General features: G+C 55.9%; 35 protein-coding genes and 1 pseudogene. 35 read left to right on the top strand and 1 reads right to left on the bottom strand.

Annotated elements, in window-relative coordinates:
* The 29 genes and pseudogenes from ACR0I1_RS20105 to rpmD form a co-directional block, all read left to right on the top strand.
* Positions 1-90, top strand: a 90-nt coding sequence (locus ACR0I1_RS20105) for an EF-Tu C-terminal domain-related protein (RefSeq protein WP_211330766.1), incomplete at its 5' end; no start/stop codon positions are given.
* Positions 91-328: 238 nt separating this feature from the next.
* A complete protein-coding gene (locus ACR0I1_RS20100; RefSeq protein ID WP_480707652.1) occupies positions 329-2,041 on the top strand; it encodes an amidohydrolase in 1,713 nt (570 codons plus the stop codon).
* 27 nt (positions 2,042-2,068) lie between these two features.
* Positions 2,069-2,212, top strand: a pseudogene (locus tag ACR0I1_RS20095) (EF-Tu C-terminal domain-related protein); the annotation flags it as partial.
* Positions 2,213-2,378: 166 nt separating this feature from the next.
* Complete coding sequence (locus tag ACR0I1_RS20090; protein ID WP_480707651.1) at positions 2,379-3,035, top strand: hypothetical protein; 657 nt, start codon at positions 2,379-2,381, stop codon at positions 3,033-3,035.
* Positions 3,036-3,290: 255 nt separating this feature from the next.
* Positions 3,291-3,605: a 30S ribosomal protein S10 gene (gene rpsJ / locus ACR0I1_RS20085; protein ID WP_008756422.1), complete on the top strand. Its 315-nt coding sequence runs from the start codon at positions 3,291-3,293 to the stop codon at positions 3,603-3,605.
* A gap of 18 nt (positions 3,606-3,623) precedes the next feature.
* Positions 3,624-4,349, top strand: a complete 726-nt coding sequence (gene rplC / locus ACR0I1_RS20080) for a 50S ribosomal protein L3 (RefSeq protein WP_170649090.1) — start codon at positions 3,624-3,626, stop codon at positions 4,347-4,349.
* On the top strand, positions 4,346-4,963 hold the full coding sequence (gene rplD / locus ACR0I1_RS20075) for a 50S ribosomal protein L4 (RefSeq protein WP_010437039.1): 618 nt from the start codon (positions 4,346-4,348) through the stop codon (positions 4,961-4,963). The genes rplC and rplD overlap by 4 nt, the downstream gene beginning before the upstream one ends.
* Positions 4,960-5,256 (top strand): 50S ribosomal protein L23, encoded by a 297-nt coding sequence (locus ACR0I1_RS20070; protein ID WP_008757532.1) that lies wholly within the window; start codon positions 4,960-4,962, stop codon positions 5,254-5,256. The genes rplD and ACR0I1_RS20070 overlap by 4 nt, the downstream gene beginning before the upstream one ends.
* A complete protein-coding gene (locus ACR0I1_RS20065; RefSeq protein WP_480707650.1) occupies positions 5,253-5,885 on the top strand; it encodes a hypothetical protein in 633 nt (210 codons plus the stop codon). Before ACR0I1_RS20070 ends, ACR0I1_RS20065 begins: the two co-directional genes overlap by 4 nt.
* A 251-nt stretch (positions 5,886-6,136) precedes the next feature.
* Positions 6,137-7,171, top strand: a complete 1,035-nt coding sequence (locus ACR0I1_RS20060) for a fatty acid desaturase (RefSeq protein ID WP_480593240.1) — start codon at positions 6,137-6,139, stop codon at positions 7,169-7,171.
* A gap of 308 nt (positions 7,172-7,479) precedes the next feature.
* A complete protein-coding gene (gene rplB / locus ACR0I1_RS20055) occupies positions 7,480-8,322 on the top strand; it encodes a 50S ribosomal protein L2 (protein ID WP_008757664.1) in 843 nt (280 codons plus the stop codon).
* A gap of 3 nt (positions 8,323-8,325) precedes the next feature.
* Positions 8,326-8,604 (top strand): 30S ribosomal protein S19, encoded by a 279-nt coding sequence (gene rpsS / locus ACR0I1_RS20050; RefSeq protein WP_010437056.1) that lies wholly within the window; start codon positions 8,326-8,328, stop codon positions 8,602-8,604.
* A 3-nt stretch (positions 8,605-8,607) separates the two neighbouring features.
* Positions 8,608-8,988, top strand: coding sequence for a 50S ribosomal protein L22 (rplV, locus tag ACR0I1_RS20045; protein WP_039538267.1), 381 nt, complete (start codon positions 8,608-8,610; stop codon positions 8,986-8,988).
* Positions 8,988-9,698 (top strand): 30S ribosomal protein S3, encoded by a 711-nt coding sequence (gene rpsC, locus ACR0I1_RS20040; RefSeq protein WP_008758042.1) that lies wholly within the window; start codon positions 8,988-8,990, stop codon positions 9,696-9,698. The genes rplV and rpsC overlap by 1 nt, the downstream gene beginning before the upstream one ends.
* A 12-nt stretch (positions 9,699-9,710) precedes the next feature.
* Positions 9,711-10,124: a 50S ribosomal protein L16 gene (rplP, locus tag ACR0I1_RS20035; protein ID WP_039538270.1), complete on the top strand. Its 414-nt coding sequence runs from the start codon at positions 9,711-9,713 to the stop codon at positions 10,122-10,124.
* Positions 10,125-10,285: 161 nt separating this feature from the next.
* Positions 10,286-10,834: an amino acid synthesis family protein gene (locus tag ACR0I1_RS20030; protein WP_170424539.1), complete on the top strand. Its 549-nt coding sequence runs from the start codon at positions 10,286-10,288 to the stop codon at positions 10,832-10,834.
* Positions 10,835-10,874: 40 nt separating this feature from the next.
* Positions 10,875-11,495 carry a 2OG-Fe(II) oxygenase family protein gene (locus ACR0I1_RS20025; protein ID WP_480707649.1) on the top strand — a complete coding sequence of 207 codons (621 nt, stop codon included), beginning with the start codon at positions 10,875-10,877 and terminating at the stop codon, positions 11,493-11,495.
* A 54-nt stretch (positions 11,496-11,549) separates the two neighbouring features.
* Positions 11,550-12,332, top strand: a complete 783-nt coding sequence (locus tag ACR0I1_RS20020) for an SDR family NAD(P)-dependent oxidoreductase (RefSeq protein WP_480707648.1) — start codon at positions 11,550-11,552, stop codon at positions 12,330-12,332.
* Positions 12,333-12,603: 271 nt separating this feature from the next.
* The gene (rpmC, locus tag ACR0I1_RS20015; protein WP_010437082.1) at positions 12,604-12,810 is read left to right on the top strand and encodes a 50S ribosomal protein L29; all 207 of its coding nucleotides are present in this window, start codon (positions 12,604-12,606) and stop codon (positions 12,808-12,810) included.
* 4 nt (positions 12,811-12,814) lie between these two features.
* Positions 12,815-13,045, top strand: a complete 231-nt coding sequence (rpsQ, locus tag ACR0I1_RS20010) for a 30S ribosomal protein S17 (RefSeq protein ID WP_068340771.1) — start codon at positions 12,815-12,817, stop codon at positions 13,043-13,045.
* A gap of 76 nt (positions 13,046-13,121) precedes the next feature.
* Positions 13,122-13,490 carry a 50S ribosomal protein L14 gene (rplN, locus tag ACR0I1_RS20005; protein WP_008757934.1) on the top strand — a complete coding sequence of 123 codons (369 nt, stop codon included), beginning with the start codon at positions 13,122-13,124 and terminating at the stop codon, positions 13,488-13,490.
* A gap of 2 nt (positions 13,491-13,492) precedes the next feature.
* A complete protein-coding gene (rplX, locus tag ACR0I1_RS20000) occupies positions 13,493-13,804 on the top strand; it encodes a 50S ribosomal protein L24 (protein WP_010437096.1) in 312 nt (103 codons plus the stop codon).
* Positions 13,797-14,357: a 50S ribosomal protein L5 gene (rplE, locus tag ACR0I1_RS19995; RefSeq protein WP_010437097.1), complete on the top strand. Its 561-nt coding sequence runs from the start codon at positions 13,797-13,799 to the stop codon at positions 14,355-14,357. The genes rplX and rplE overlap by 8 nt, the downstream gene beginning before the upstream one ends.
* Positions 14,358-14,376: 19 nt before the next feature.
* Entirely contained in the window at positions 14,377-14,682 is a 306-nt protein-coding gene (rpsN, locus tag ACR0I1_RS19990; protein WP_010437098.1) for a 30S ribosomal protein S14, read from the top strand.
* Positions 14,683-14,695: 13 nt separating this feature from the next.
* A complete protein-coding gene (gene rpsH, locus ACR0I1_RS19985) occupies positions 14,696-15,088 on the top strand; it encodes a 30S ribosomal protein S8 (RefSeq protein ID WP_010437099.1) in 393 nt (130 codons plus the stop codon).
* 11 nt (positions 15,089-15,099) lie between these two features.
* Positions 15,100-15,633, top strand: a complete 534-nt coding sequence (rplF, locus tag ACR0I1_RS19980; protein ID WP_170392896.1) for a 50S ribosomal protein L6 — start codon at positions 15,100-15,102, stop codon at positions 15,631-15,633.
* Between the two features lie 11 nt (positions 15,634-15,644).
* Positions 15,645-16,004, top strand: a complete 360-nt coding sequence (gene rplR, locus ACR0I1_RS19975; RefSeq protein ID WP_170392895.1) for a 50S ribosomal protein L18 — start codon at positions 15,645-15,647, stop codon at positions 16,002-16,004.
* 116 nt (positions 16,005-16,120) lie between these two features.
* Positions 16,121-16,690 carry a 30S ribosomal protein S5 gene (rpsE, locus tag ACR0I1_RS19970; RefSeq protein ID WP_155148691.1) on the top strand — a complete coding sequence of 190 codons (570 nt, stop codon included), beginning with the start codon at positions 16,121-16,123 and terminating at the stop codon, positions 16,688-16,690.
* Positions 16,691-16,702: 12 nt separating this feature from the next.
* The gene (gene rpmD / locus ACR0I1_RS19965) at positions 16,703-16,891 is read left to right on the top strand and encodes a 50S ribosomal protein L30 (protein ID WP_039538297.1); all 189 of its coding nucleotides are present in this window, start codon (positions 16,703-16,705) and stop codon (positions 16,889-16,891) included.
* Between the two features lie 128 nt (positions 16,892-17,019).
* Here the strand turns inward: rpmD and ACR0I1_RS19960 are convergent, their stop codons facing one another.
* Positions 17,020-18,843, bottom strand: coding sequence for a DUF3604 domain-containing protein (locus tag ACR0I1_RS19960; RefSeq protein WP_480707647.1), 1,824 nt, complete (start codon positions 18,841-18,843; stop codon positions 17,020-17,022).
* Between the two features lie 487 nt (positions 18,844-19,330).
* Here ACR0I1_RS19960 and ACR0I1_RS19955 point away from each other — a divergent pair, with 487 nt between their 5' ends.
* The 6 genes from ACR0I1_RS19955 to rpsM all read left to right on the top strand — a co-directional run bounded on the left by ACR0I1_RS19955 (position 19,331) and on the right by rpsM (position 23,253).
* A complete protein-coding gene (locus tag ACR0I1_RS19955; RefSeq protein WP_170609974.1) occupies positions 19,331-19,546 on the top strand; it encodes a DUF1127 domain-containing protein in 216 nt (71 codons plus the stop codon).
* A 200-nt stretch (positions 19,547-19,746) separates the two neighbouring features.
* Entirely contained in the window at positions 19,747-20,220 is a 474-nt protein-coding gene (gene rplO / locus ACR0I1_RS19950) for a 50S ribosomal protein L15 (protein ID WP_039538304.1), read from the top strand.
* A 109-nt stretch (positions 20,221-20,329) separates the two neighbouring features.
* On the top strand, positions 20,330-21,694 hold the full coding sequence (gene secY / locus ACR0I1_RS19945) for a preprotein translocase subunit SecY (RefSeq protein WP_170392890.1): 1,365 nt from the start codon (positions 20,330-20,332) through the stop codon (positions 21,692-21,694).
* The gene (locus ACR0I1_RS19940) at positions 21,691-22,335 is read left to right on the top strand and encodes an adenylate kinase (RefSeq protein WP_170424551.1); all 645 of its coding nucleotides are present in this window, start codon (positions 21,691-21,693) and stop codon (positions 22,333-22,335) included. Before secY ends, ACR0I1_RS19940 begins: the two co-directional genes overlap by 4 nt.
* Positions 22,335-22,673 carry a hypothetical protein gene (locus ACR0I1_RS19935; RefSeq protein ID WP_223117090.1) on the top strand — a complete coding sequence of 113 codons (339 nt, stop codon included), beginning with the start codon at positions 22,335-22,337 and terminating at the stop codon, positions 22,671-22,673. The genes ACR0I1_RS19940 and ACR0I1_RS19935 overlap by 1 nt, the downstream gene beginning before the upstream one ends.
* Positions 22,674-22,884: 211 nt before the next feature.
* Positions 22,885-23,253, top strand: coding sequence for a 30S ribosomal protein S13 (gene rpsM / locus ACR0I1_RS19930; protein WP_008757392.1), 369 nt, complete (start codon positions 22,885-22,887; stop codon positions 23,251-23,253).
* Positions 23,254-23,262 lie beyond the last annotated feature (9 nt).

The following is a 23,262-nucleotide window of genomic DNA, read 5'->3' as shown; positions in this document are numbered from 1 at the left end:
CCCATCGCGATGGAAGACGGCCTGCGCTTTGCGATCCGCGAAGGCGGCCGCACCGTCGGCGCCGGCGTCGTCTCGAAAATCATCGAGTAATTCGCGTAAGCGAATATACAAAGAAAGGGCGTCCCTCGGGGCGCCCTTTTTCGTTTTTGCCTAAGCCAACAGTAATGCTAACTTCTTTCGTATTGAGACATTGCAATTAGAAAGAGGTCATAAGATGCACTTTTGGGCGCGTTCAGTTTGTCTTGTCGCAGCGGTTGCTTTCTCATCTACCTCTGCGTCCTCACAACAGATTGCGGATCGGATCTATTTGGGCGGACCAATTGTAACGATGAACGATACGGCTCCGTCCGCCGAAGCTGTCGCAGTCAAAGACGGGCGCATTCTTGCGGTTGGTCCGCTGCCTGACTTGTCGGCGCATCAGGGTGAAGAAACTGAAACCTATGATCTGGAAGGGCGCGCGATGCTTCCGGGTTTCGTTGATAGCCACGGACATGTCGTCATGGGCGGTTTGCAGGCACTGTCAGCTAACCTTCTTGCGCCACCGGACGGAGATGTCATTGATATCGCCAGTCTGCAATCCACACTGACTGACTGGGCCGAAGAGAATGCGCAGGCCGTTGAACAGGTCCAAATGATCATTGGCTTTGGCTACGACAATGCTCAGTTGAAGGAACTCCGCCACCCGACACGACAGGAGTTGGACATGGTGTCTGAGGACTTGCCCGTTGTCATTATTCATCAGTCCGGGCACCTAGGCGTGGCAAACTCGAAAGCGCTGGAGTTGGCAGGTATCACAGCGGCGTCTGACGCACCTCCGGGCGGGGTGATCCAACGCGATGAAGCCGGTGAGCCAAATGGAGTTCTGGAAGAATACGCGTTCTTTTCTGTTCTCGTGCCGATGTTGGGGAATTTGGGTGAAGAAGGTCTTGCTGAATTTGCCCGAGCTGGAACCGAGCTTTGGGCAAAGTTTGGATATACGACTGGACAAGAAGGTCGATCTTCAGGTGAAATCGTCGAAGTTCTTAAGAAAGTTGCCGCCAAAGAAGCTCTTCCAATCGATGTAGTAGCCTTCCCGGATGTTCTTGAGTCGAGGGAGTATATCGGAGCAAACACCTCGGCGGATTATGACAACCGGGTTCGGGTAGGGGGCTGCAAGCTGACAATTGACGGTTCGCCGCAGGGCTTCACGGCTTTGCGGGATCGACCCTACTATGATCCGGTTGGAAACTATGCCGCGGGGTACGCAGGTTATGCCGCCATAACCATGGAACAACTCCAGGACGCTGTGAACTGGTGTTACGAGAATGATTTCCAGATCCTTGTGCATTCCAACGGCGAAGGAGCATCTGACATGCTGATTGCTGCGCTCGAAGAGGCGCAGATCAAGTATGGCGACCCTGACAACCGGCCCGTTCTGGTGCACGGTCAGTTTCTAAGAGAGGATCAGGTTGCCAGTTTTAAGCGCCTTGGTGTGTTTCCGTCGTTATTCCCGATGCATACGTTTTATTGGGGCGATTGGCACCGGGATCATACGGTCGGGCCGATAAACGCAGAAAATATTTCGCCTACAGGATGGCTGCACGAGCGTGGCATGAAGTTCGGCACGCATCACGATGCGCCGGTCGCCTTTCCGAACAGCATGCGTGTTCTCGCCGCGACGGTAACCCGCCGCACACGGTCTGGTGACATTTTGGGTCCCCATCAAAGAGTCGACGTTATGACCGCCTTGAAAGCCATGACAATCTGGCCCGCCTGGCAGCATTTTGAAGAAGACGAGAAGGGGTCTATCGAAGTTGGAAAAGTCGCGGACTTTGTGATTTTGTCGGACGATCCTACTGCCGTCGATCCGGAAACACTGGCGGAGCTTGAAGTGCGTGTAACGATTAAAGGCGACGAGGTGGTCTATGAAGCGGAAGGCGATGTCAGAGAGGGAAATCTGCAATTCTCGCCATTTTCAAATGACCCTGTGATTGCACACCTTTTCATGCACGCGGTCTATCAAGGCATGAAGGTTGAAGCCCCATGGCTTGTTAGGAACTAGCCTGTGGGTTTTGGGAACTGAGACGTCACCGAATTGGTTTTATCCGGCGACAGCTTTGGCTTCACCGTTGAGCTGATCGCGCCGATCGCGATGGAAGACGGTCTGCGCTTCGCGATCCGCGAAGGCGGTCGCACTGTCGGCGCCGGTGTTGTGTCGAAAGTCATCGAGTAATCACGGTAGGTCGGGGTTCAGCCCGGCACATCGGTGAGCCTAAGTAGGCCGCTCCAAAAGGGGCGGCCTTTATTACTTTTAGAGATTGAACACAGTCACTATTGAAACCACAATCTGGCAGTCTCTTTTTTAACCGACCAATCCTTTGAGAGAAGATGATTTGGACATGTCCAAAAAGCCGCGCTTTGCGATGTCAATTTTTTCAAGTTTAGTATTTTGGATTGGAACTTTAGCCCCGAACGTTTTGGTGTCCGCGCCATCCAGTGATGCGCAGGTATATAGCGCCTTAAAAAGCATGGGTTACTCAAACATTCTCATTGAAGGATGTAGTGTTTCGTTTTCGAGAGTGATTGTGCCAACCAAAAGCAACGACTACCTAACCAAGTATGATCGATACGTTAACCTTCGCACACTTGATTTCAGTGATGCGTATGAAATTAGCGTTAGGGAAACTGACAACGGATATCTGCACATCGCCGTGGTGCCTCTTAACAAAAACTATTATCAGCACGAAACTCAAATACTTAACTTCAGAAGTTGGGTAATACGCAATTATCCAAACTCGTATTGGCCATACACTGACACAGGAATTGAAATTCAATCAGCTGCAAAAATTGAAGCCAAATTATGGAACATACTGCCTCAGGTTAAGCTCTTGAATCGATGGACTAAGCATAGTGCGAAGGGTTCATTGACATTACTTCCGCCTGAATTTCGGATGACTTATTTTGAACGCAACAACGTAGTTGAGTTTATGGATGCAATTGTTGAACAAGCAAAATACTATCATTGCTCTAACCTTGATGACGAGGGCGACGCATAGGCAGAGCGTATGTGGGTGAGTCTCTTTCGCTCAGCTAGCAAATCGAGACTTCGTTGATCCGTCTCGTTGAACTCTATTCTGTCAGACTGACGATATCTGATTTCCCCCTTGCCAAATCCCACCAACCCCACTAATACGCGCGAGTTCTCATCAAGAACATCAAGGCGGGATGATTCCCGCCTTTTGGGTTCGAAGAGGGTTGGCGATGCGCGTCTGTCCTCCTCTCAACCTCAACGCCTAAAAAAGGCTGTTAATATGCAAAGCCAAAACATCCGTATTCGGCTGAAGGCATTTGACTATCGCGTTCTGGATGCCAGCACGCAAGAGATCGTCAACACTGCCAAGCGGACCGGCGCGAACGTGCGCGGCCCGATCCCGCTGCCGAACAAGATTGAGAAGTTCACGGTTCTCCGTGGCCCTCACGTTGACAAGAAATCCCGCGACCAGTTCGAGATCCGTACGCACAAGCGTCTCTTGGACATCGTTGATCCGACCCCCCAGACCGTTGACGCGCTGATGAAGCTCGACCTCGCTGCTGGTGTGGACGTCGAGATCAAGCTGCAGTCGTAAGATCGGAGGGTATAGATTATGCGCTCTGGTATTATCGCAAAAAAAGTTGGCATGACCCGCCTGTTCATGGAAGACGGCAAGCAGATCCCTGTGACCGTTCTTCACCTGGACAACCTGCAGGTTGTTGCACAGCGCACCGCTGACAAAGACGGCTACACTGCCGTTCAGCTGGGCGCCGGTGCTGCCAAAGCAAAACGCACCTCGAAGGCCATGCGCGGTCACTATGCCGCTGCCAAGGTCGAGCCCAAGCGTAAGCTGGCCGAGTTCCGCGTCTCCGAAGATGGCCTGATCGATGTGGGCGCCGAGATTTCGGCAGAACACTTCCTGGAAGGTCAGAAAGTTGACGTTTCGGGCACCTCGATCGGTAAAGGCTTCGCCGGTGCGATGAAGCGTTGGAACTTTGGTGGTCTGCGCGCCTCGCACGGTGTTTCGATCAGCCACCGTTCGCACGGTTCGACCGGTCAGTGTCAGGACCCGGGCAAGGTGTTCAAAGGCAAGAAGATGGCCGGTCACATGGGCGCTGCCCGTGTCACCACCCAGAACCTGGAGGTTGTCAAAACCGACGCCGTCCGGAACCTGGTCTTCATCAAAGGCGCCGTTCCCGGACCGAAATCGGGCTGGGTCACCGTCAAGGACGCCGTCAAGAAGAAAGCACCGGAAGGCCTGCCTTTCCCGGCTGCTGTGAAATCGGCTGCAACCGAAGCACCTGCGGAAGAAGCTCCCGCGGAAGGTGGTGAAGCATGAAACTTGATGTAATCAAACTGGACGGCGGCAAGGCCGGCAACATCGAGCTGGATGCAGACCTGTTCGGTCTCGAGCCGCGCGCGGACATCCTGCACCGTGTGGTCCGTTGGCAGCGCAACAATGCGCAGGCCGGCACCCACAAGGTCAAGACCCGCTCGGAAACCAGCTATTCGACCAAGAAGATCTATCGCCAGAAGGGCACCGGTGGCGCACGCCATGGTGACCGTAATGCGCCGATCTTCCGTGGTGGTGGTATCTATAAAGGCCCCGTCGTGCGTTCGCATGGTCATGACCTGCCAAAGAAGTTCCGCAAGCTTGGCCTGCGCCACGCTCTGTCGGCCAAAGCTAAGGCAGGTGAACTGGTCGTGATCGAGAACGCCGAAGCCGAAGGCAAGACCGCCGCTCTGGCCAAACAGGTTGCAAACCTGGGCTGGAAACGTGCTCTGGTCATCGACGGCGCGACCGTGAACGAAGGGTTCCTGAAAGCGTCCAAGAACATCGAAGGTCTGGATATCCTGCCGTCGATGGGCGCAAACGTCTATGACATCCTCAAGCGTGACACCCTGGTGCTCACCAAAGCGGCTGTCGAAGCACTGGAGGCTCGTCTGAAATGAGCGCGAAGGCAGAACACTACGACGTGATCCGCAAGCCGATCATCACTGAAAAGTCGACGATGGCGTCCGAAAACGGCGCGGTTGTCTTTGAAGTGGCGATCGACAGCAACAAGCCGCAAATCAAAGAGGCCGTTGAGGCTCTGTTTGGTGTAAAGGTCAAAGCGGTGAACACTACTGTGACCAAAGGCAAGGTCAAGCGGTTCCGCGGCCAGCTGGGCCGTCGGAAAGACGTCAAAAAAGCATATGTGACCCTGGAAGAGGGTAACACAATCGACGTGAGCACCGGTCTTTGATCCGACGCTTACTGCGACTATTCACGGCCCCGGCGGTTCAACCCGCCGGGGCCGATTTCGTTTCAGACCCTGAAACTGCCCGTGCGCAGGTGTTGGAGAGGATGCGGGCTTTCAGCGCCGAGCCCTATTTTCAGATCGCCGATGAAAAGCTGGGGCTTTTGTCGGTTTTCGACGATCTGAAATACGACCGGGCGGATGTGGACATGATCTCTCCGGCGATGCGCAATCATGTGGTCGATAAGCTTGGTCCGCTGGGGTTTCGCCAGACCTCGGGTACGGTGTTGGAACACGTCGAGGCCGAGATGCGTGTGCACATCCCCAAGTTCCACGCTCTCGGTGCGTCGCCCTTCGACATCACGCGCTATACTGAGAAACGTCCGCAGGATTACTGTCTCCTGACGCCCACACAGGTGGCCTGCCAGTACGTGGATCACTACGTGCTGGACGAAGCGGTGCAGCGGATCGAGGCGTTAATTACGAAGCACCCTATCAACCTGCTCAAACTGGCGGATTATCTGGAAGGGAAACCCAAGCACCGCGCATTTCGCGAGGTTTTGGGTCATATCAAACTCAAGCAACGTATCGCGGTAGAGTCTGAGCCGCTCTGCAGAAGGCGGTCGTTGGGGTAAGAGTTGCGTTGACTCATCAGAAACGCGTCAGAAGCACGTGCAACCCTGGAAGAGAGACCACACATCGATATATCCGGCGGTCCGTGATTGGACGCGTCTTTGGGGAGAGGTAAGTGGCGTGCTCATGGGGGTTGTTCTTACGCGGCGACACAAAAATTTGAGCACTAAACTCTCATGTTTTGCACAATTCGCTTGCTATGTCGCGCGGGTAGTCTAGCCGGCTTCCAACAAGCAAAAGACATGGCAGGCGCATGACCGAAACCTCTCTCTCGACCCGGGAAAACCCGGATAGAACTGCCGCGCGGGATTGGGTTTCGACGCTTGCCAAATACCGCGAACCTAATCAATGGCGCAGTTCCTTTGAGCTGGGTGTCAGCATTATCCCATTCTTTGTGCTTTGGGCGCTGTCCTGGATGGCATTATCCATCAGCTACTGGCTGGCATTTGCCATTGCGGTCCTGAATGCGGCCTTCCTGCTGCGCCTGTTTGCGATCCAACACGATTGCGGGCACGGGGCGTTCTTCAAGAACCGGACAGTCAGCGACTGGGTTGGACGGGTGATCGGGGTGCTGACCCTTACACCCTATGATGTCTGGCGCCGCACTCATTCTTACCATCACAACAGTTCGGGTAACTTGGACAAGCGGGGAATGGGGGATATCCACACGCTGACAGTGGCTGAGTACCAATCCAAGTCTCCCATGAACCGGTTCTGGTATCGCGTTTACCGCAATCCGGTCACACTGTTCGTACTTGGTCCCGGCTATTTGTTCCTGCTCCAAAACCGTCTGCCCTTGGGTTTAACTGGTAGCGCTCGGTTCTGGGTCAGCGCGATGGGTACCAATATAGCTATTCTGACCGCCCTTTTTGCTGTCTACTACTATGGCGGCTTGATGCCGGTCCTATTGATTTTTCTGCCCTCAACCCTGATTGCGGCAACTGCAGGAGTATGGCTGTTTTATGTTCAGCACCAATTCGAAGAAACGCATTGGGAATCGGACAAGGATTGGCAGTTGCACGAGGCGGCCCTGCACGGAAGCTCGCATTATATTCTGCCGCCGGTGCTACAGTGGTTCAGTGCCAATATCGGCATCCACCACGTGCACCATCTGTACAGCCGCATTCCGTTCTACCGCCTGACCGAAGTGCTGCGCGATCACGACGAGTTGGCAAACAGCAACAGGATGACCATTCGTGAGAGCATTGCCAACGCGCGGTTGCACCTGTGGGACGAAAAACACCGCCGCCTGTTGTCCTTCGCCGAGGTTCGCGCATTGTATCAGTGAGTGGCAAGTTACCTGAGTTCTTCCGGCCGAATAAGTAATACCCACTGATCGCGCGACTTGCGAAATTGAAACCTGGGGCAAATGTTGCGGTGACTTTTTCTTTGGTCTCCATAAGAATCTTGGGCCGCACCCTATAGACACCCATCCCCAACACTGCTACACGCTCCCAATCTTGCGGCCTCGGATTCGTTCCGGGGCCTCTGATATTTGTAACCGGGGACCTTCGGGGCCCTATACCCTTGGCACCTACGGGGGCCTATCACATAGCGGGGAAATCCCTCGCACTTGCTAAACGGAAGACAGAAAGCATGGCACTCAAGTCGTACAAGCCGACGACGCCGGGCCAGCGCGGGCTGGTGCTGATCGACCGTTCGGAGCTTTGGAAAGGACGTCCGGTCAAGTCTCTCACTGAGGGTTTGACCAAATCGGGCGGCCGGAACAACACCGGACGGATCACTTCACGCCGCCGCGGCGGTGGCGCAAAGCGTCTCTACCGGATCGTTGACTTCAAACGGAACAAATTTGATGTCGCGGCAACCGTCGAGCGGATCGAATATGACCCGAACCGGACCGCATTCATCGCACTGGTAAAATACGAAGACGGCGAGCAGGCATATATCCTGGCTCCGCAGCGTCTGGCTGTTGGTGACAAAGTCGTGGCATCCGCCAAGGCCGACATCAAGCCGGGCAACGCAATGCCGTTCTCGGGCATGCCCATTGGTACCATCGTCCACAACATCGAGATGAAGCCTGGCAAAGGCGGTCAGATCGCACGTGCGGCCGGTACTTACGCTCAGTTCGTTGGTCGCGATGGCGGCTACGCTCAGATCCGTCTGAGCTCGGGCGAGCTGCGCATGGTCCGTCAGGAATGCATGGCCACCGTTGGTGCCGTGTCCAACCCCGACAACAGCAACCAAAACCTCGGTAAAGCCGGTCGTATGCGCCACAAGGGCGTTCGTCCGTCGGTTCGTGGTGTTGCAATGAACCCGATCGACCACCCGCACGGTGGTGGTGAAGGTCGTACCTCGGGTGGCCGTACGCCGGTTACTCCGTGGGGTAAGGACACCAAGGGTAAGCGTACCCGCAACAAGAACAAAGCGTCCCAGAAGCTGATCATCCGCTCGCGGCACGCCAAGAAGAAGGGACGTTAATCTATGTCTCGCTCTGTTTGGAAGGGTCCTTTCGTCGATGCTTACGTGCTGAAAAAAGCCGAAGCAGCGCGCGAGTCGGGCCGCAACGAAGTCATCAAGATTTGGTCGCGTCGTTCCACCATTCTGCCCCAGTTCGTGGGTCTGACCTTTGGTGTGTACAACGGCCATAAGCATATCCCCGTCAACGTCTCGGAAGACATGATCGGTCAGAAGTTCGGTGAATACTCGCCGACTCGTACCTATTACGGTCACGCCGCTGACAAAAAAGCGAAGCGGAAGTAAGTCATGGGCAAGGAAAAGAACCCCCGCCGCGTGGCTGAAAACGAAGCAATGGCGAAAACGCGCATGCTCCGTACTAGCCCGCAGAAACTGAACCTGGTTGCGCAGATGATCCGTGGCAAGAAAGTTGAGAAGGCTCTGACTGACCTGACTTTCTCGAACAAGCGTGTCGCGCAGGACGTCAAGAAGTGCCTGCAGTCTGCAATCGCCAACGCCGAGAACAACCACAACCTGGATGTCGACGAACTGATCGTCGCCGAAGCCTGGGTTGGCAAGAACCTGGTCATGAAGCGCGGTCGTCCGCGTGCACGTGGCCGTTTCGGCAAGATCATGAAGCCGTTCTCGGAGATCACCATCAAGGTGCGTCAAGTTGAGGAGCAAGCCTAATGGGACATAAAGTCAATCCGATCGGCATGCGCCTTCAGGTCAACCGCACCTGGGACAGCCGCTGGTACGCCGACACCAAGGACTACGGTGATCTTCTGCTGGAAGACCTCAAGATCCGTGAGTTCATCAACAAAGAGTGCAAGCAGGCCGGTGTTGCCCGTGTGATCATCGAACGTCCGCACAAGAAGTGCCGCGTTACGATCCACACTGCACGTCCCGGTGTCATCATCGGCAAGAAAGGTGCAGACATTGAAGTTCTGCGCAAAAAGCTTGCTCGTATGACCGACAGCGAACTGCACCTGAACATCGTCGAAGTGCGCAAGCCCGAGCTTGACGCGCAGCTGGTTGCCGAGTCCATCGCTCAGCAGCTGGAACGTCGTGTTTCGTTCCGTCGCGCCATGAAGCGCTCGGTTCAGAACGCCATGCGCATGGGCGCCCTGGGTATCCGGGTGAACGTCGCTGGTCGTCTGGGCGGCGCCGAAATCGCACGGACCGAGTGGTACCGCGAAGGCCGCGTGCCTCTGCACACCCTGCGTGCCGACATCGATTACGCACATGCCGAAGCGATGACTCCTTACGGGATCATCGGGATCAAGGTCTGGATCTTCAAAGGTGAGATCATGGAGCACGATCCGCAGGCACGTGACCGTAAAGCACAGGAACTCCAGGACGGCCCTGCACCTCGTGGTGCTGGTGGCGGTCGTCGCTAAGGAGGGAAAGATATGCTTCAACCAAAGCGTACTAAATTCCGCAAGATGCACAAAGGCCGGATCAAGGGGCTCGCCAAAGGCGGTTCCGATCTGAACTTTGGCACCTACGGTCTGAAAGCACTGCAGCCCGAGCGCGTCACCGCGCGTCAGATCGAAGCTGCACGTCGTGCCATGACCCGTCACATGAAACGTCAAGGCCGCGTCTGGATCCGGATCTTCCCGGATACCCCCGTGACCTCGAAGCCAACCGAAGTCCGTATGGGTAAAGGTAAAGGCTCCGTTGACTTCTGGGCAGCGAAGGTAAAGCCCGGTCGTGTGATGTTCGAGATCGATGGCGTCAATGACGACATCGCCCGCGAGGCCCTGCGCCTGGCCGCGATGAAGCTGCCGATCAAGACCCGCGTTGTGGTCCGCGAAGACTGGTAAGCGATTGGGGCTATGGCCTCGCTCGTCACAAGATTTACCCTCGTCGGGAAACCGGCGGGGGTTTTCTTTTGGCTCGGCAGCCCGTGATTTCGTGGGTCCTGAAAAACGTCGACCTCCAGCCACCCCGCCTCTAGGCTAACTTGCAGGAATGGGAGGGCCCTATGGTTCAGCTGCGCAAAAAGATGCTCATTAAGGAAGTCATAACCACCGACCAGTTGGGCCAGCCTTGTGATCCGATCAGTCGGGTTGCAGCGCTGGCGGTGATGCAGAACCCTCTGGCCGGGCACTTCTCGGACGATCTTTCAGAGTTGTTCGAGATCGGCGCCATTCTGGGTTCGGAACTCGCCGCTGAGGCAGTTTCTCAGCTTGATGGGCCGCCGGTTTCGTACGGCAAAGCCGCGATTGTCGGCATGAACGGCGATCTTGAGCAGGGCGGGGCGGTGATCCACCCCAAACTCGGTGCGCCCATGCGCGCTGCGGTGGGCGGAGGTGAGGCGGTGATACCGTCCAACGCCAAGCTGGGCGCGCCGGGTTGCGCGATTGATCTTCCGCTGGGGCACAAGGACAATCCGTGGTCGTTCGATCATTTCGACACGATGACGCTGAACATCCCAGATGCGCCGAAACCGGATGAGATCGTGCTGTGCCTCGCCTATGCCGACGGAGGTCGCCCGATACCACGCTGTGGCAAAGGGCCCATCAAGACCTAAGCGGCTGGTCTTGCCGAGAGGGCTGGGGTATGCCCAGCCCATGGCACAGATTGAATCACTCTTCGTCACCCGTCTCTATCGCGCAAACTTGTCCGAATTCGATCCCAGGATCGACGCGGAGGAATTGGAAAGTTCATGCCTTGTTATTGCTGAAGATGATGAGGCCGGGCAGGACTGGTGTGAAGCGAACGCGTATCCCGGCTACACCAGTTATGCTTCGCTGACCGATTTGCCTTGGCGATTTCCGATATTTGCCGATCTTGTCAAAGTGCTGAATCAGCACGTCGCTGCTTTTGCCAAGGATTTGGAGTTTGATCTGGACGACCGCGCACTGAAGCTTGAGGATCTGTGGATCAATATCCTCCCTGAAGGCGGGATGCATGCCAGCCACCTGCATCCGCACAGCGTCATCTCAGGCACGACTTATGTGTCCATGCCCGAAGGGGCCAGTGCGTTGAAACTGGAAGACCCGCGGTCGGGCCGCATGATGGCCGCACCGACGCGGCTGAAGGGCGGGCGCCGGGAATTGCAGCCTTTCATCTATATGAAGCCGCAGGTAGGTGACATCCTGCTGTGGGAAAGCTGGCTGCGCCACGAAGTGCCGATGAACATGGCCGAGGACGAGCGGATTTCTGTTAGCTTCAACTATAAATGGGAGTGAAGCGTCTTAAAGCGTCAAGGTGAAAGCGCTCCAGTTACTTCGTCGGAGGATACTATGACCAAAACAGCTCTCGTCACAGGCGCGTCATCCGGAATTGGTCGGGAACTGGCACGTTATCATGCGTCGCGAGGCGGCAATCTGATCATCAGTGCGCGACGCGGAGATGCGTTAGATGCCCTCAGATCAGAGCTTGAGGCAGCCCACGATGTTACTGTCACTGCCATTCCGCTTGATCTGGGTGCTGTTGGAGGCGCGGAAAAACTTTATGAGGCCGTCAAGTGCAAAGACCTGACGGTCGACTACCTGATCAACAATGCTGGATTCGGAGGGCATGGGGCTTTTTTGGATCGCCGCCTTTCGGACGATCTGGATATGATCCGGCTGAACGTCGAAGCCCTTGTCTCTCTGTGTCATCTGTTCGGCAGGGATATGATCAGTGGCGGTGGCGGAAAGATACTGAATGTCAGTTCGACTGCGGCGCATATGCCGGGTCCATTGCAGGCGACCTATTTTGCCACCAAGGCCTATGTTTCGAGTTTCAGTCAGGCGCTCGCGGAGGAGCTGAAAGGTAAGGGCGTCACTGTGACGGCGCTGGAGCCGGGCTATGTCGCGACCGAATTTGCTGCTGCTGCAAATCTTGAGGGAACGAAGCTTGTTGCCCAAAAAGGGGCGACCGCTGAGGCCGTGGCCAAAGTCGGCTATGACGCCATGATCGATGGAAAGCTCACGGTGATCAACGATAAGTCGCTCGCGTTTGTGCTGGGTTGGGTCATGCCGCTGCTGCCGCGACGCGCGCGCCTGAAAATGGTTCGGAAAATGCAGGAGAAAGGTGCCTGAGCACTTGGCCGCGTTTGTCGGGATCCAGAAAGGTCGCAGTAGTCATCTGCTGCCCGGTTTCAGAGGGCGGCGGTAATTTGGAAACAGGTAGTTTCATCTGCCCGAACACGGTTTGAAACTTTCCCTTGCCACCCACCCCCCAAACCCTTATACGGCGGCATCCTGCGATCTCCCGGCGTTGTCGGGCGATTCGTATGTCTATCATTCATCCACCAGGTCAAAGGTGACCCTGTAAGGGGGCCTTCTGGTGTTTTGAGCAAAGGAAAAGGCGATGAACGCCCAAGAACTGCGTGACAAGACCCCGGACCAGCTCCGCGAGGAACTGGCCAACCTGAAGAAAGAAAGCTTTAACCTGCGCTTTCAACAGGCAACCGGTCAGCTGGAAAACACAGCCGGCATCAAAGCGGCCCGCCGCAACGCTGCCCGTGTCAAAACCATTCTGAACGAAAAGGCCGCTGCTGCGGCATCCGAGGAGTAATCAGATGCCCAAGCGTATCCTGCAAGGCACCGTGACCAGCGACGCCAACGAACAGACCGTAACCGTATCCGTCGAGCGCCGCTTTACGCATCCGGTTCTGAAGAAAACCATCCGTAAGTCCAAGAAATACAGGGCTCACGATGAAAAGAACGCCTTCAAGGTCGGCGACACCGTACGCATCATCGAATGCGCGCCGAAATCGAAGACGAAACGTTGGGAAGTTCTGGAAGCGTAAGCTTCCGGGATTTTTCCATTTGTCGAAACCCTGGGGGATTTAACGAGACCAGCCCCCACAGGTCGGGAGAAACCACATGATCCAGATGCAGACCAATCTGGATGTCGCTGACAACTCCGGCGCACGCCGAGTTCAGTGCATCAAGGTCCTGGGTGGTTCCAAGCGTAAATACGCCTCCGTCGGCGACATCATTGTCGTCTCGGTGAAGGAAGCCATCCCGCGCGGCCGCGTAAAGAAAGGTGACGTCCGTAAGGCCGTCGTCGTACGCACCGCCAAGGAAGTCCGTCGCGAAGACGGCACCGCGATCCGTTTCGATCGCAACGCCGCCGTCATCCTGAACAACAACAACGAGCCCGTAGGTACCCGTATCTTTGGCCCCGTTGTTCGTGAACTGCGCGGCAAGAACTTCATGAAAATCATCTCGCTGGCTCCGGAGGTGCTGTAATCATGGCTGCTAAACTCCGCAAAGGCGACAAGGTCGTCGTGCTGGCCGGCAAGGACAAGGGCAAAGAGGGAACTATCACCTCGGTTGACCCGAAAGCCGGTAAAGCTGTTGTCGATGGCATCAACATCGCCATCCGCCACACCCGTCAGTCGCAAACCTCGCAAGGTGGTCGCCTGCCTCAGGCAAACCCGATCGAGCTGTCGAACCTGGCACTGCTGGACAAAAACGGCAAAGCAACCCGCGTTGGCTTCCGCATGGAAGGCGACAAGAAAGTGCGCTTCGCCAAGACCACGGGGGACGTGATCGATGCTTGATACCGCAAACTATACCCCGCGTCTGAAAGCTCAGTACGCTGAAACAATCCGTGCCGCTCTGAAAGAAGAGTTCGGCTACAAGAACGACATGCAGCTGCCCAAGCTGGAAAAAATCGTTCTGAACATCGGTTGTGGTGCTGAGGCCGTCAAAGACTCGAAAAAAGCGAAAGCTGCTGTCGAGGATCTGACTGCGATTGCCGGCCAGAAGGCCGTTGCAACCAAGGCGAAGAAGTCGATCGCGGGTTTTCGCGTCCGTGAAGACATGCCGCTGGGTGCGAAAGTGACCCTGCGCGGCGACCGGATGTACGAATTCCTGGATCGTCTGATCACCATCGCGATGCCTCGCGTTCGTGACTTCCGCGGTGTGAAGCCGTCTTTCGATGGTCGTGGCAACTTTGCCATGGGCATGAAAGAGCACATCGTGTTCCCGGAAATCGACTTCGACAAGGTCGACGAGGTCTGGGGCCTGGATATCGTAATTGCCACCACAGCGAAAACCGACGCTGAAGCAAAGGCATTGTTGAAAGCATTCAACATGCCGTTCAACGCGTAAGCGCCGGGAGGATTGAGACATGGCTAAGAAAGCAATGATCGAACGCGAGAAGAAGCGCGAACGCCTGGTGGCCAAATATGCCGCAAAGCGTGCCGAGCTGAAAGAAATCGCGAATGACGAGAGCAAGCCGATGGAAGAGCGTTTCAAAGCGCGTCTGAAACTGGCGAAACTGCCGCGCAACAGCTCGGCTACCCGTCTGCACAACCGTTGTCAGCTGACCGGTCGTCCCCACGCTTACTACCGTAAGCTGAAGGTCAGCCGTATCGCGCTGCGCGAGCTGGGTTCTGCTGGTCAGATCCCCGGCATGGTGAAATCGAGCTGGTAAGGGAGACATAGATATGAATGATCCTATCGGCGATATGCTCACCCGTATCCGCAACGCGCAAATGCGCGGCAAGTCCACCGTTTCCACCCCGGCTTCCAAGCTGCGCGGCTGGGTTCTGGACGTGCTGGCGGACGAAGGTTACATCCGTGGCTACGAAGCGACGACCGGTGAAAACGGTCATCCGGCCATCGAAATCAGCCTGAAATACTACGAAGGCACCCCTGTTATTCGCGAACTCAAGCGGGTTTCCAAGCCTGGCCGTCGCGTCTACATGGGCGTCAATGACATCCCGCAGGTCCGTCAGGGTCTGGGCGTGTCGATTGTCAGCACTCCGAAAGGTGTGATGTCGGACGCAAACGCTCGCTCCAACAATGTTGGCGGCGAAGTGCTCTGCACCGTCTTCTAAGGAGGTCTGCAATGTCTCGTATTGGTAAAAAACCGGTCGAGCTGCCCAGCGGCGTTACCGCCTCTGTGTCGGGTCAGACCATCGAAGTGAAAGGTCCGAAAGGCACTCGTAGCTTCACCGCCACCGACGACGTTACGTTGTCGGTTGAAGACAACGTGGTCAAGATCGATCCCCGTGGCATGTCCAAGCGTGCGCGACAGCAGTGGGGCATGAGCCGCACCATGGTCGCTAATCTTGTTGAAGGCGTAACAAACGGCTTCAAAAAAGAGCTGGAGATCCAGGGTGTTGGTTACCGGGCTCAGATGCAGGGTAATACCCTGAAGCTGAACCTAGGCTACAGCCACGATGTTGATTTCACTGCTCCGGAAGGTGTCACCATCACCGCGCCGAAGCAGACCGAGATCGTTGTGGAAGGTATCGACCAGCAGCAGGTGGGCGAAGTCGCGGCCAAAATCCGCGAATGGCGCCGTCCCGAGCCGTACAAAGGCAAGGGCATCCGCTATAAGGGCGAGTTCATCTTCCGCAAGGAAGGCAAGAAGAAGTAAGGACGCAGACAATGGCAAACAGCAAAAGAACCCTGTTTCTGAAGCGCCGCCTGCGCGTTCGGAACAAACTTCGCAAGGTCAACGCGGGTCGTCCGCGTCTGTCAGTACACCGTTCGAACAAGAACATCTCTGTTCAGCTGATCGACGACGTACGTGGCGTGACCCTGGCCGCAGCCTCGACCCTGGAAAAGGATCTGGGCGTTGTGGGCAAGAACAACGTCGAAGCGGCCACCAAAGTGGGCGCGGCCATCGCCGAGCGTGCCAAAAAGGCGGGCGTCGAAGAGGCCTATTTCGATCGTGGCGGCTTCCTGTTCCACGGCAAGGTGAAGGCTCTGGCCGACGCTGCGCGTGAAGGTGGTCTGAAGATCTAAGACTTGCGGGCGGGTTTCGATCCGCCCCGATGATCCGGGGGCCTCGGCACTAGTCGGGGCTCACTTGGATTGAACAAACGGCGCCGAGAAGCGCCACATGAGAAAAGGGATGCCAAATGGCAGAACGTGAAAACCGTCGGGGCCGTGGCCGCGACCGTGAAGAAGCACCGGAATTTGCAGACCGTCTGGTCGCAATCAACCGCGTGTCGAAAACCGTAAAAGGTGGTAAGCGCTTTGGCTTCGCCGCTCTGGTGGTTGTCGGTGATCAGAAAGGCCGCGTCGGCTTTGGCAAAGGTAAAGCCAAAGAAGTACCTGAGGCCATCCGCAAGGCGACTGAACAAGCCAAGCGTCAGATGATCCGCGTGCAACTGCGCGAAGGTCGTACCCTGCACCACGACATCGAAGGCCGTCACGGCGCCGGTAAAGTGGTTATGCGTACCGCGCCTGAAGGTACCGGTATCATCGCCGGTGGTCCGATGCGTGCTGTGTTCGAAATGCTGGGCGTTAAGGACGTTGTTTCCAAGTCGCTGGGCTCGCAGAACCCGTACAACATGATCCGCGCCACCATCAACGGCCTGCAAAAAGAGCAGAGCCCGCGTTCGGTTGCCGCACGTCGCGGTAAAAAGGTCGCCGACATCCTGCCCAAGCGGGACGAAGCACCGGCTGCCGCCGAAGCAGAAGCGTAAGGAGAGCGAACAATGGCAAAAACCATCGTCGTCAAGCAGATCGGCTCCCCGATCCGCCGCCCCGCCGAACAGCGCGCAACCCTGATCGGCCTAGGCCTGAACAAGATGAACCGCACCCGCGAGCTGGAGGACACTCCTTCGGTCCGCGGCATGGTCAACAAGATCCCGCATCTGGTTGAGATCATCGAAGAGCGCGGCTAAGCGCAGTCTTTTTTTTGAGAATTGAAAGGCCCTCGAAAACTCGGGGGCCTTTTTTCGTGTTTGCGATTATGTTTGTCTGCTGCGAGCCCAACGCAGCTATAAAACATGAGCGCGTTTGCGGTGAAGTGTTACCCCTCCGGAGTGTACCAAATGGGCGAAGTATAAGCCCGTTCTTGTGTGGATGTAGGTACTTCTTCAGGTAGTTCGTCGCCGAACCGAATAGCTTCGTAAACCGTCCATCGCGGCGTGGGAATTTCCAGCACGCGTGCGTAGTAAAAGGCTTTTTGTCCCGGATCAAACTCGGGATCAGACCAGACGGTTATCAATTCCGGCGATCCGATTGAATTCGTGAACGTGCCGGTTTCGACGTCCACGGTATTGCCGACAGGCGGTAGCTTGCCATCGGCACCGATATCCCGATCGCCGGACCAGACGACATCAAAAACCTTTTCTTGTGTCTCACCGGCTTCTGTTAGCCAGCCCTTGACTATCTGAATACGATCCAGATTACCCGAGTACGGATCCTTGAGTGCAGCGACGAGAAAATTCGGCGCAAAGGCATCACCGGGCGCTTCCGGTAGATCTGCCCCCATCGGTACGCCTTTGCCATACCCAATCTCCGCAGGAAGCCGCGATTGAGCATCGTATTCTTCGAAATCCCATCCCCCGAAGAAACGTACCGTGATCCGACTACCCGTTGTACCATATACTTCCTTGCGTTCCATCGCGTCGAAAATAGATGCTCGCGTATTTTCCTTGGCCCAAACCGCCGCATAACCAGAGGCAGCCATCTGCCAGCCCAGAATTCTGGTCGCTTCAAACTCGCCGACAACATGCTGCCAGCGCCCAGGCTCAGGTTCCACGCCTGAGTGCTTACCAAAAAAGTTGTCTTCCTGGGCTGTCGCCAAGGCCGTGTGACTGTCTGTGGATCCCACGACACCGAACTTGTAAGGGTTGGTCCCAAGCTGCGTCTCAAGCTTCAATCCATTTTTTAAAGCCTCGCGAGCATACTCGTACTGCAACATCCAGTCTTCTTTGGGGACAGGGCCAAGGTTTGCGACGTCCCATGTTTCGTAATCTGCAAACTCGTCATTTGGGCTCAGGAACGGGTGGGCCTCGCCGTCGCCTTTGATCTGAGTAATCTCATACAGTGGCTCCCATTTGGCGCGTCTTTCCGCGTAATCTCCTGTGAGCGGTTCGCCGGTATCGGGGTTTGTCTCGACAGGAAACATCAAACCATTGGAAACATTTCCGTTGTGCGCCAATGCAAGGACGCGCCCGCCTGTCGTTTCTTCGTATCTTTCCATCCAATCCCACAGATCTTCAGGATTGAAAGTCTCGGCAGTCGTAAACGGCAACATTTGCCGCGCCCGAATTTTGTCGTCCCTATAGATGACATTACGGTGCAAGTTGTTACCACCCTCTGTCGACGTCCATTCGTAGCCGATAAACGCTGTGAACGATCCCGGTTGATCATAGGCATCTGCAGTTTCCGTAAAGTCATCCCAAACCGACTGTACAAAACGACGGTCCGCAATAGCCTCCGGCAAAGCTTCACCGGTAATTCCGGCGAAAGTTTCGATAACCTCCATTGTCGCTCCAAGGGCCACATTGCCTCCTTGGTTCAACCTGTCGTTCCAATCGCGTAAAGTTGGGTCGCCCATCAAAGTTGCGTTCCCCGCGACGATCTCGTTCATCGCCCCCATCGCGTCTGAATGGTCTGAAACAACGAGCCAATCGAGCGGGCGAGACAACTTCGCCCGTAGGCCATGAGAAGTAGTTACTTCTTCTCCACGTGCAAACCGAAACGCGTCTGAAGGCGAAAGAAGTACACCAAACGCACGCGCGTCAAGTGAGAGCGATGTATGCAAGTGGGTGTCGCCCCAAAGAGGTCTAGTTGGAAAGTCACGTCCCGCATAAGGCGAAAACGCATCTGATGCAGGGGCATGCATGTCGGCCTCCGAGATGGTCATTTCACCAACTTGCCTACCCTCGGTGGTTTCTTGTGCCCACGCAGAGGTAGATGACATACAAAGCCAAATAAATAAGGTCGCACTGAAAGGAATTTTCATGGCTATATTCCCTGCTAATCAGACTATAGCTTATGCGACCATTCTCATATGCTTGCTGTCAACCTCGTTTTTGTTTCCGCGAGGAGCATCTGTGCTTGATTGAATTTGTGTGTAACTACCCGAATCCGTCGCCGCAGCTTAGCCTCGTATACCGCGAAATCAAACAGCGGCTTTGCCTGCTGAGCGGACACTCGGTGCATTCAGAGTAGCAGGTGGACCCTGTATTGCCATTCACAAAACGCATACCGGCTAGACCGAAACACGCGTTGTTAGCGTTATCGTCTGTGCCTATCTCACGCCTGTCCAATGAAGGAACAAATCAAGTGACATCGGGGAATGCGCCCCGACATTCTAAAGGATCAAAGATATGGCACATACAGCTACACTGACACATGGCGGCTTCAATCTGAGCGCCCGTATTGCGAACCTGTTTGAGCGCGTGAAAGAAAACCGCGCCCGGGCGACGGAATATAACCGCACCTATACCGAGCTTCAGCGCCTGACTAACCGCGAACTGGATGATATCGGTATTCGTCGCTGCGATATCGCGGATATCGCGCGCGAACACGCCTACTGTGGGTAACACCCCAACCACTCACCGTTGAAGAGGCGCCTATACGGCGCCTCTTTTGGTATTGGGGATGTGATTGAACAATGCTTGCAACCGAGGCCGCAACGCTGTAGAGCGCTCCGGTGGATTTCCGTCCACAAGAATCAAAATCAAGAAATGCCGTGTTTGGCCCATCACGCTTCGGGGGTCACATCCGGCTTAGGAGAAGCGAAATGAAACTGAACGAATTGCGCGACAATCCCGGCGCCGCACCGAAACGCACCCGCGTTGGCCGTGGCCCCGGTTCCGGCAAAGGTAAAATGGGTGGCCGTGGTATCAAAGGCCAGAAATCCCGTTCGGGTGTGGCCATCAATGGCTACGAAGGCGGCCAGATGCCGCTGTACCAGCGCCTGCCCAAGCGTGGCTTCAACAAGCCGAACCGCAAGGAATTCGCCGTTATCAATCTGGGCCTGATCCAGAAATTCGTCGACGCCGGCAAGCTGGACGCCAAAGCTGCGATCACCGAGGACGCGCTGGTTGCATCCGGTCTGGTCCGTCGCAAGCTGGACGGTATCCGCGTTCTGGCGAAAGGCGAGATCAGCGCCAAAGTGAACCTGGAAGTCACCGGTGCTTCGAAAGCTGCTGTTGAAGCGGTTGAGAAAGCGGGCGGCTCACTTACGGTCACAAAAGCTGCTGCGGCAGAGTAAGCGCTTGTGAGCGGGCCAAGACCCGCTTACATAGACCTCAGAGTTTTCCAAGACGCCGCCCGAGCCGGAAAACGGTTCCGGGCGGTGTTTTCATAAGAGAGACCGATTTATGGTATCAGCAGCAGAACAAATGGCAGCCAACACAAGCTGGGCTGCTTTGGGCAAAGCCACCGATCTGCGCAACCGCATCCTGTTCACGCTGGGTTTGTTGATCGTCTATCGTCTGGGCACCTTCATTCCGGTTCCAGGTATCGACGGGCAAGCCCTGCGTGAGTTCATGGAGCAAGCGGGGCAGGGCATCGGCGGCATGGTTTCGATGTTCACCGGCGGGGCGCTGGGGCGGATGGGTATCTTTGCCCTCGGCATCATGCCCTATATCTCGGCCTCGATCATCGTGCAGCTGCTGACATCGATGGTTCCCGCGCTCGAACAGCTCAAGAAAGAGGGCGAGCAAGGGCGCAAGAAGATCAACCAATACACCCGTTTCGGTACCGTGGCTCTGGCCACCGTTCAGGCTTATGGTCTGGCGGTTTCGTTGGAATCGGGCGATCTTGCGACCGATCCGGGCATGTTCTTCCGTATGTCGACCATGATCACTTTGGTCGGCGGCACCATGTTCCTGATGTGGCTGGGCGAGCAGATCACCGCGCGCGGCATCGGTAACGGTATCTCTCTAATCATCTTCGTTGGCATTATTGCCGAGGTTCCCGCCGCTCTGGCGCAGTTCTTCGCTTCGGGCCGCAGCGGTGCGATCAGCCCCGCCGTGATCGTGGGTGTGATCATCATGGTCATCGCCGTGATCACCTTTGTGGTGTTCATGGAGCGGGCCCTGCGCAAGATCCATATCCAATACCCGCGCCGTCAGGCTGGTATGAAAGTCTACGAAGGCGGCTCCAGCCACCTGCCGGTCAAGGTGAACCCGGCGGGTGTGATCCCTGCGATCTTTGCAAGCTCGCTGCTGTTGCTGCCGGTAACGATCTCGACCTTCTCGTCGGGCGCCACAAATGGCCCGGTGATGTCGTGGCTGCTGGCCAACTTCGGCCCCGGACAGCCGCTTTATCTGCTGTTCTTCGCTTCGATGATCGTGTTCTTCGCCTATTTCTACACGTTCAACGTGTCGTTCAAGCCGGACGATGTGGCGGACAACCTGAAAAAGCAGAACGGTTTTGTACCGGGTATCCGTCCGGGCAAGAAAACCGCCGAGTATCTGGAATACGTGGTCAACCGCGTGCTGGTTCTGGGTTCGGCCTATCTGGCGGCCGTTTGTCTGCTGCCTGAAATCCTGCGGGGCCAGTTTGCTATCCCGTTCTATTTCGGCGGCACCTCGGTTCTGATTATCGTCTCTGTGACCATGGACACGATCCAACAAGTCCAGAGCCACCTGCTGGCGCATCAATACGAAGGGCTGATTGAAAAGTCCCAGCTGCGCGGCAAAGGCAAGAAACGCGGCAGAAAGGGAGCTGCTCGTCGATGAACATCATTCTTCTCGGCCCCCCGGGGGCAGGCAAAGGAACGCAGGCGCGTCACCTGGTTGAAACCCGCGGTATGGTGCAACTCAGCACCGGAGACATGCTGCGCGAGGCGAAAACCTCGGGCACGGAAATGGGCCAGAAGGTTGCTGCGATCATGGACGCGGGCAAGCTGGTCACCGATGAGATCGTGATCGGCTTGATCGAAGAGAAACTGACCACCGAAAAAGGCGCCGGTTTCATCTTTGACGGCTTCCCCCGGACGCTGGCGCAGGCCGACGCGTTGTCGGCTCTGCTGACCAAGCTGGGCCAGTCGCTGCATACGGTGATCGAGATGCGTGTGGACGATGACGCGCTGGTGGACCGGATCACGGCGCGGTCAACCTGCGGCGGATGTGGTGAGGTCTATAACGACAACACCAAGCCGATTCCTGCGGATGGCAAATGCACCAATTGCGGCAAGGAAAATGACTTTGTCCGTCGCGCCGACGACAACGAAGACAGCCTGCGCACGCGGTTGATGGAATACTATAAAAAGACCTCTCCGCTGATTGGTTACTACTACGCCAAAGGCGATCTGCGTCCGGTGAACGGGCTGGCGGATATCAAGGAAGTTACGGCGTCGATTGAAGCTGTTTTGGGGTGATGCAGTCGACGACTGTTCCGGTTCCTGAAGATCTTGAAGAAGCATTCGAAAGATATGGAGAGCTTATAAAGGCGGAAAGCACTACGTTCAGGCAACGAACCTTGCCTGCTATTTGTGTGTTTACGGCTATCTTTATGTTTGGTCCGATACTCGGTTTCTTTCCACCGCTCAAATCGACAATATCGGTTGCCATCTTATTTTCTCTTCCATTCCTTGCTTTTAGATTTTTTGGAGGGAAACTCAGTGCAGAGCGTGAAGAGATACAGTGTAAATTTTCGGATCAAGGCCTCCGGATTTGCCACGATATGTCGCATCGGGTCGATGTGGTGAGGGAATGAAATTCCAACCTCACTTTGTATGGCTTGACGATCCTCTTAAAAGTCTCTACGCACCCCCATCCCTAAAGGGAATCAAGACCGCATGCGGGATTCGTCCCAATTGCCCCGACCACCTCGAATAATACTGGACCCTCTGGCGTCACTGCCACGGTCAAGTGTTGTGAAAAAAGGTTCCGGAGTTACGGAACCGCAACAAAAAGGAAAGTGACACGTGGCACGTATTGCCGGCGTAAACATCCCGACTGCAAAGCGGGTACCAATCGCCCTCACATATATCACCGGTATCGGAAACACCTCGGCCAAAGCGATCTGCGAAGCCGTAGGCATCGAAGCGCACCGTCGCGTCAATGAACTGTCCGACGCCGAAGTTCTGGCCATCCGCGAGCACATCGATGCAAACTTCACCGTCGAAGGTGACCTGCGTCGTGAAGTTCAGATGAACGTCAAGCGCCTGATGGACCTGGGCTGCTATCGCGGTCTGCGTCACCGCCGCAACCTGCCGGTTCGCGGTCAGCGTACCCACACCAATGCTCGTACCCGCAAAGGCCCCGCAAAGGCCATTGCCGGTAAGAAGAAATAAGGGAGGGTC

Source organism: Ruegeria sp. B11 (assembly GCF_056539785.1).
Note: the sequence above shows the minus strand (reverse complement) of the source record. Positions and strands in the feature narration are given on the sequence as shown.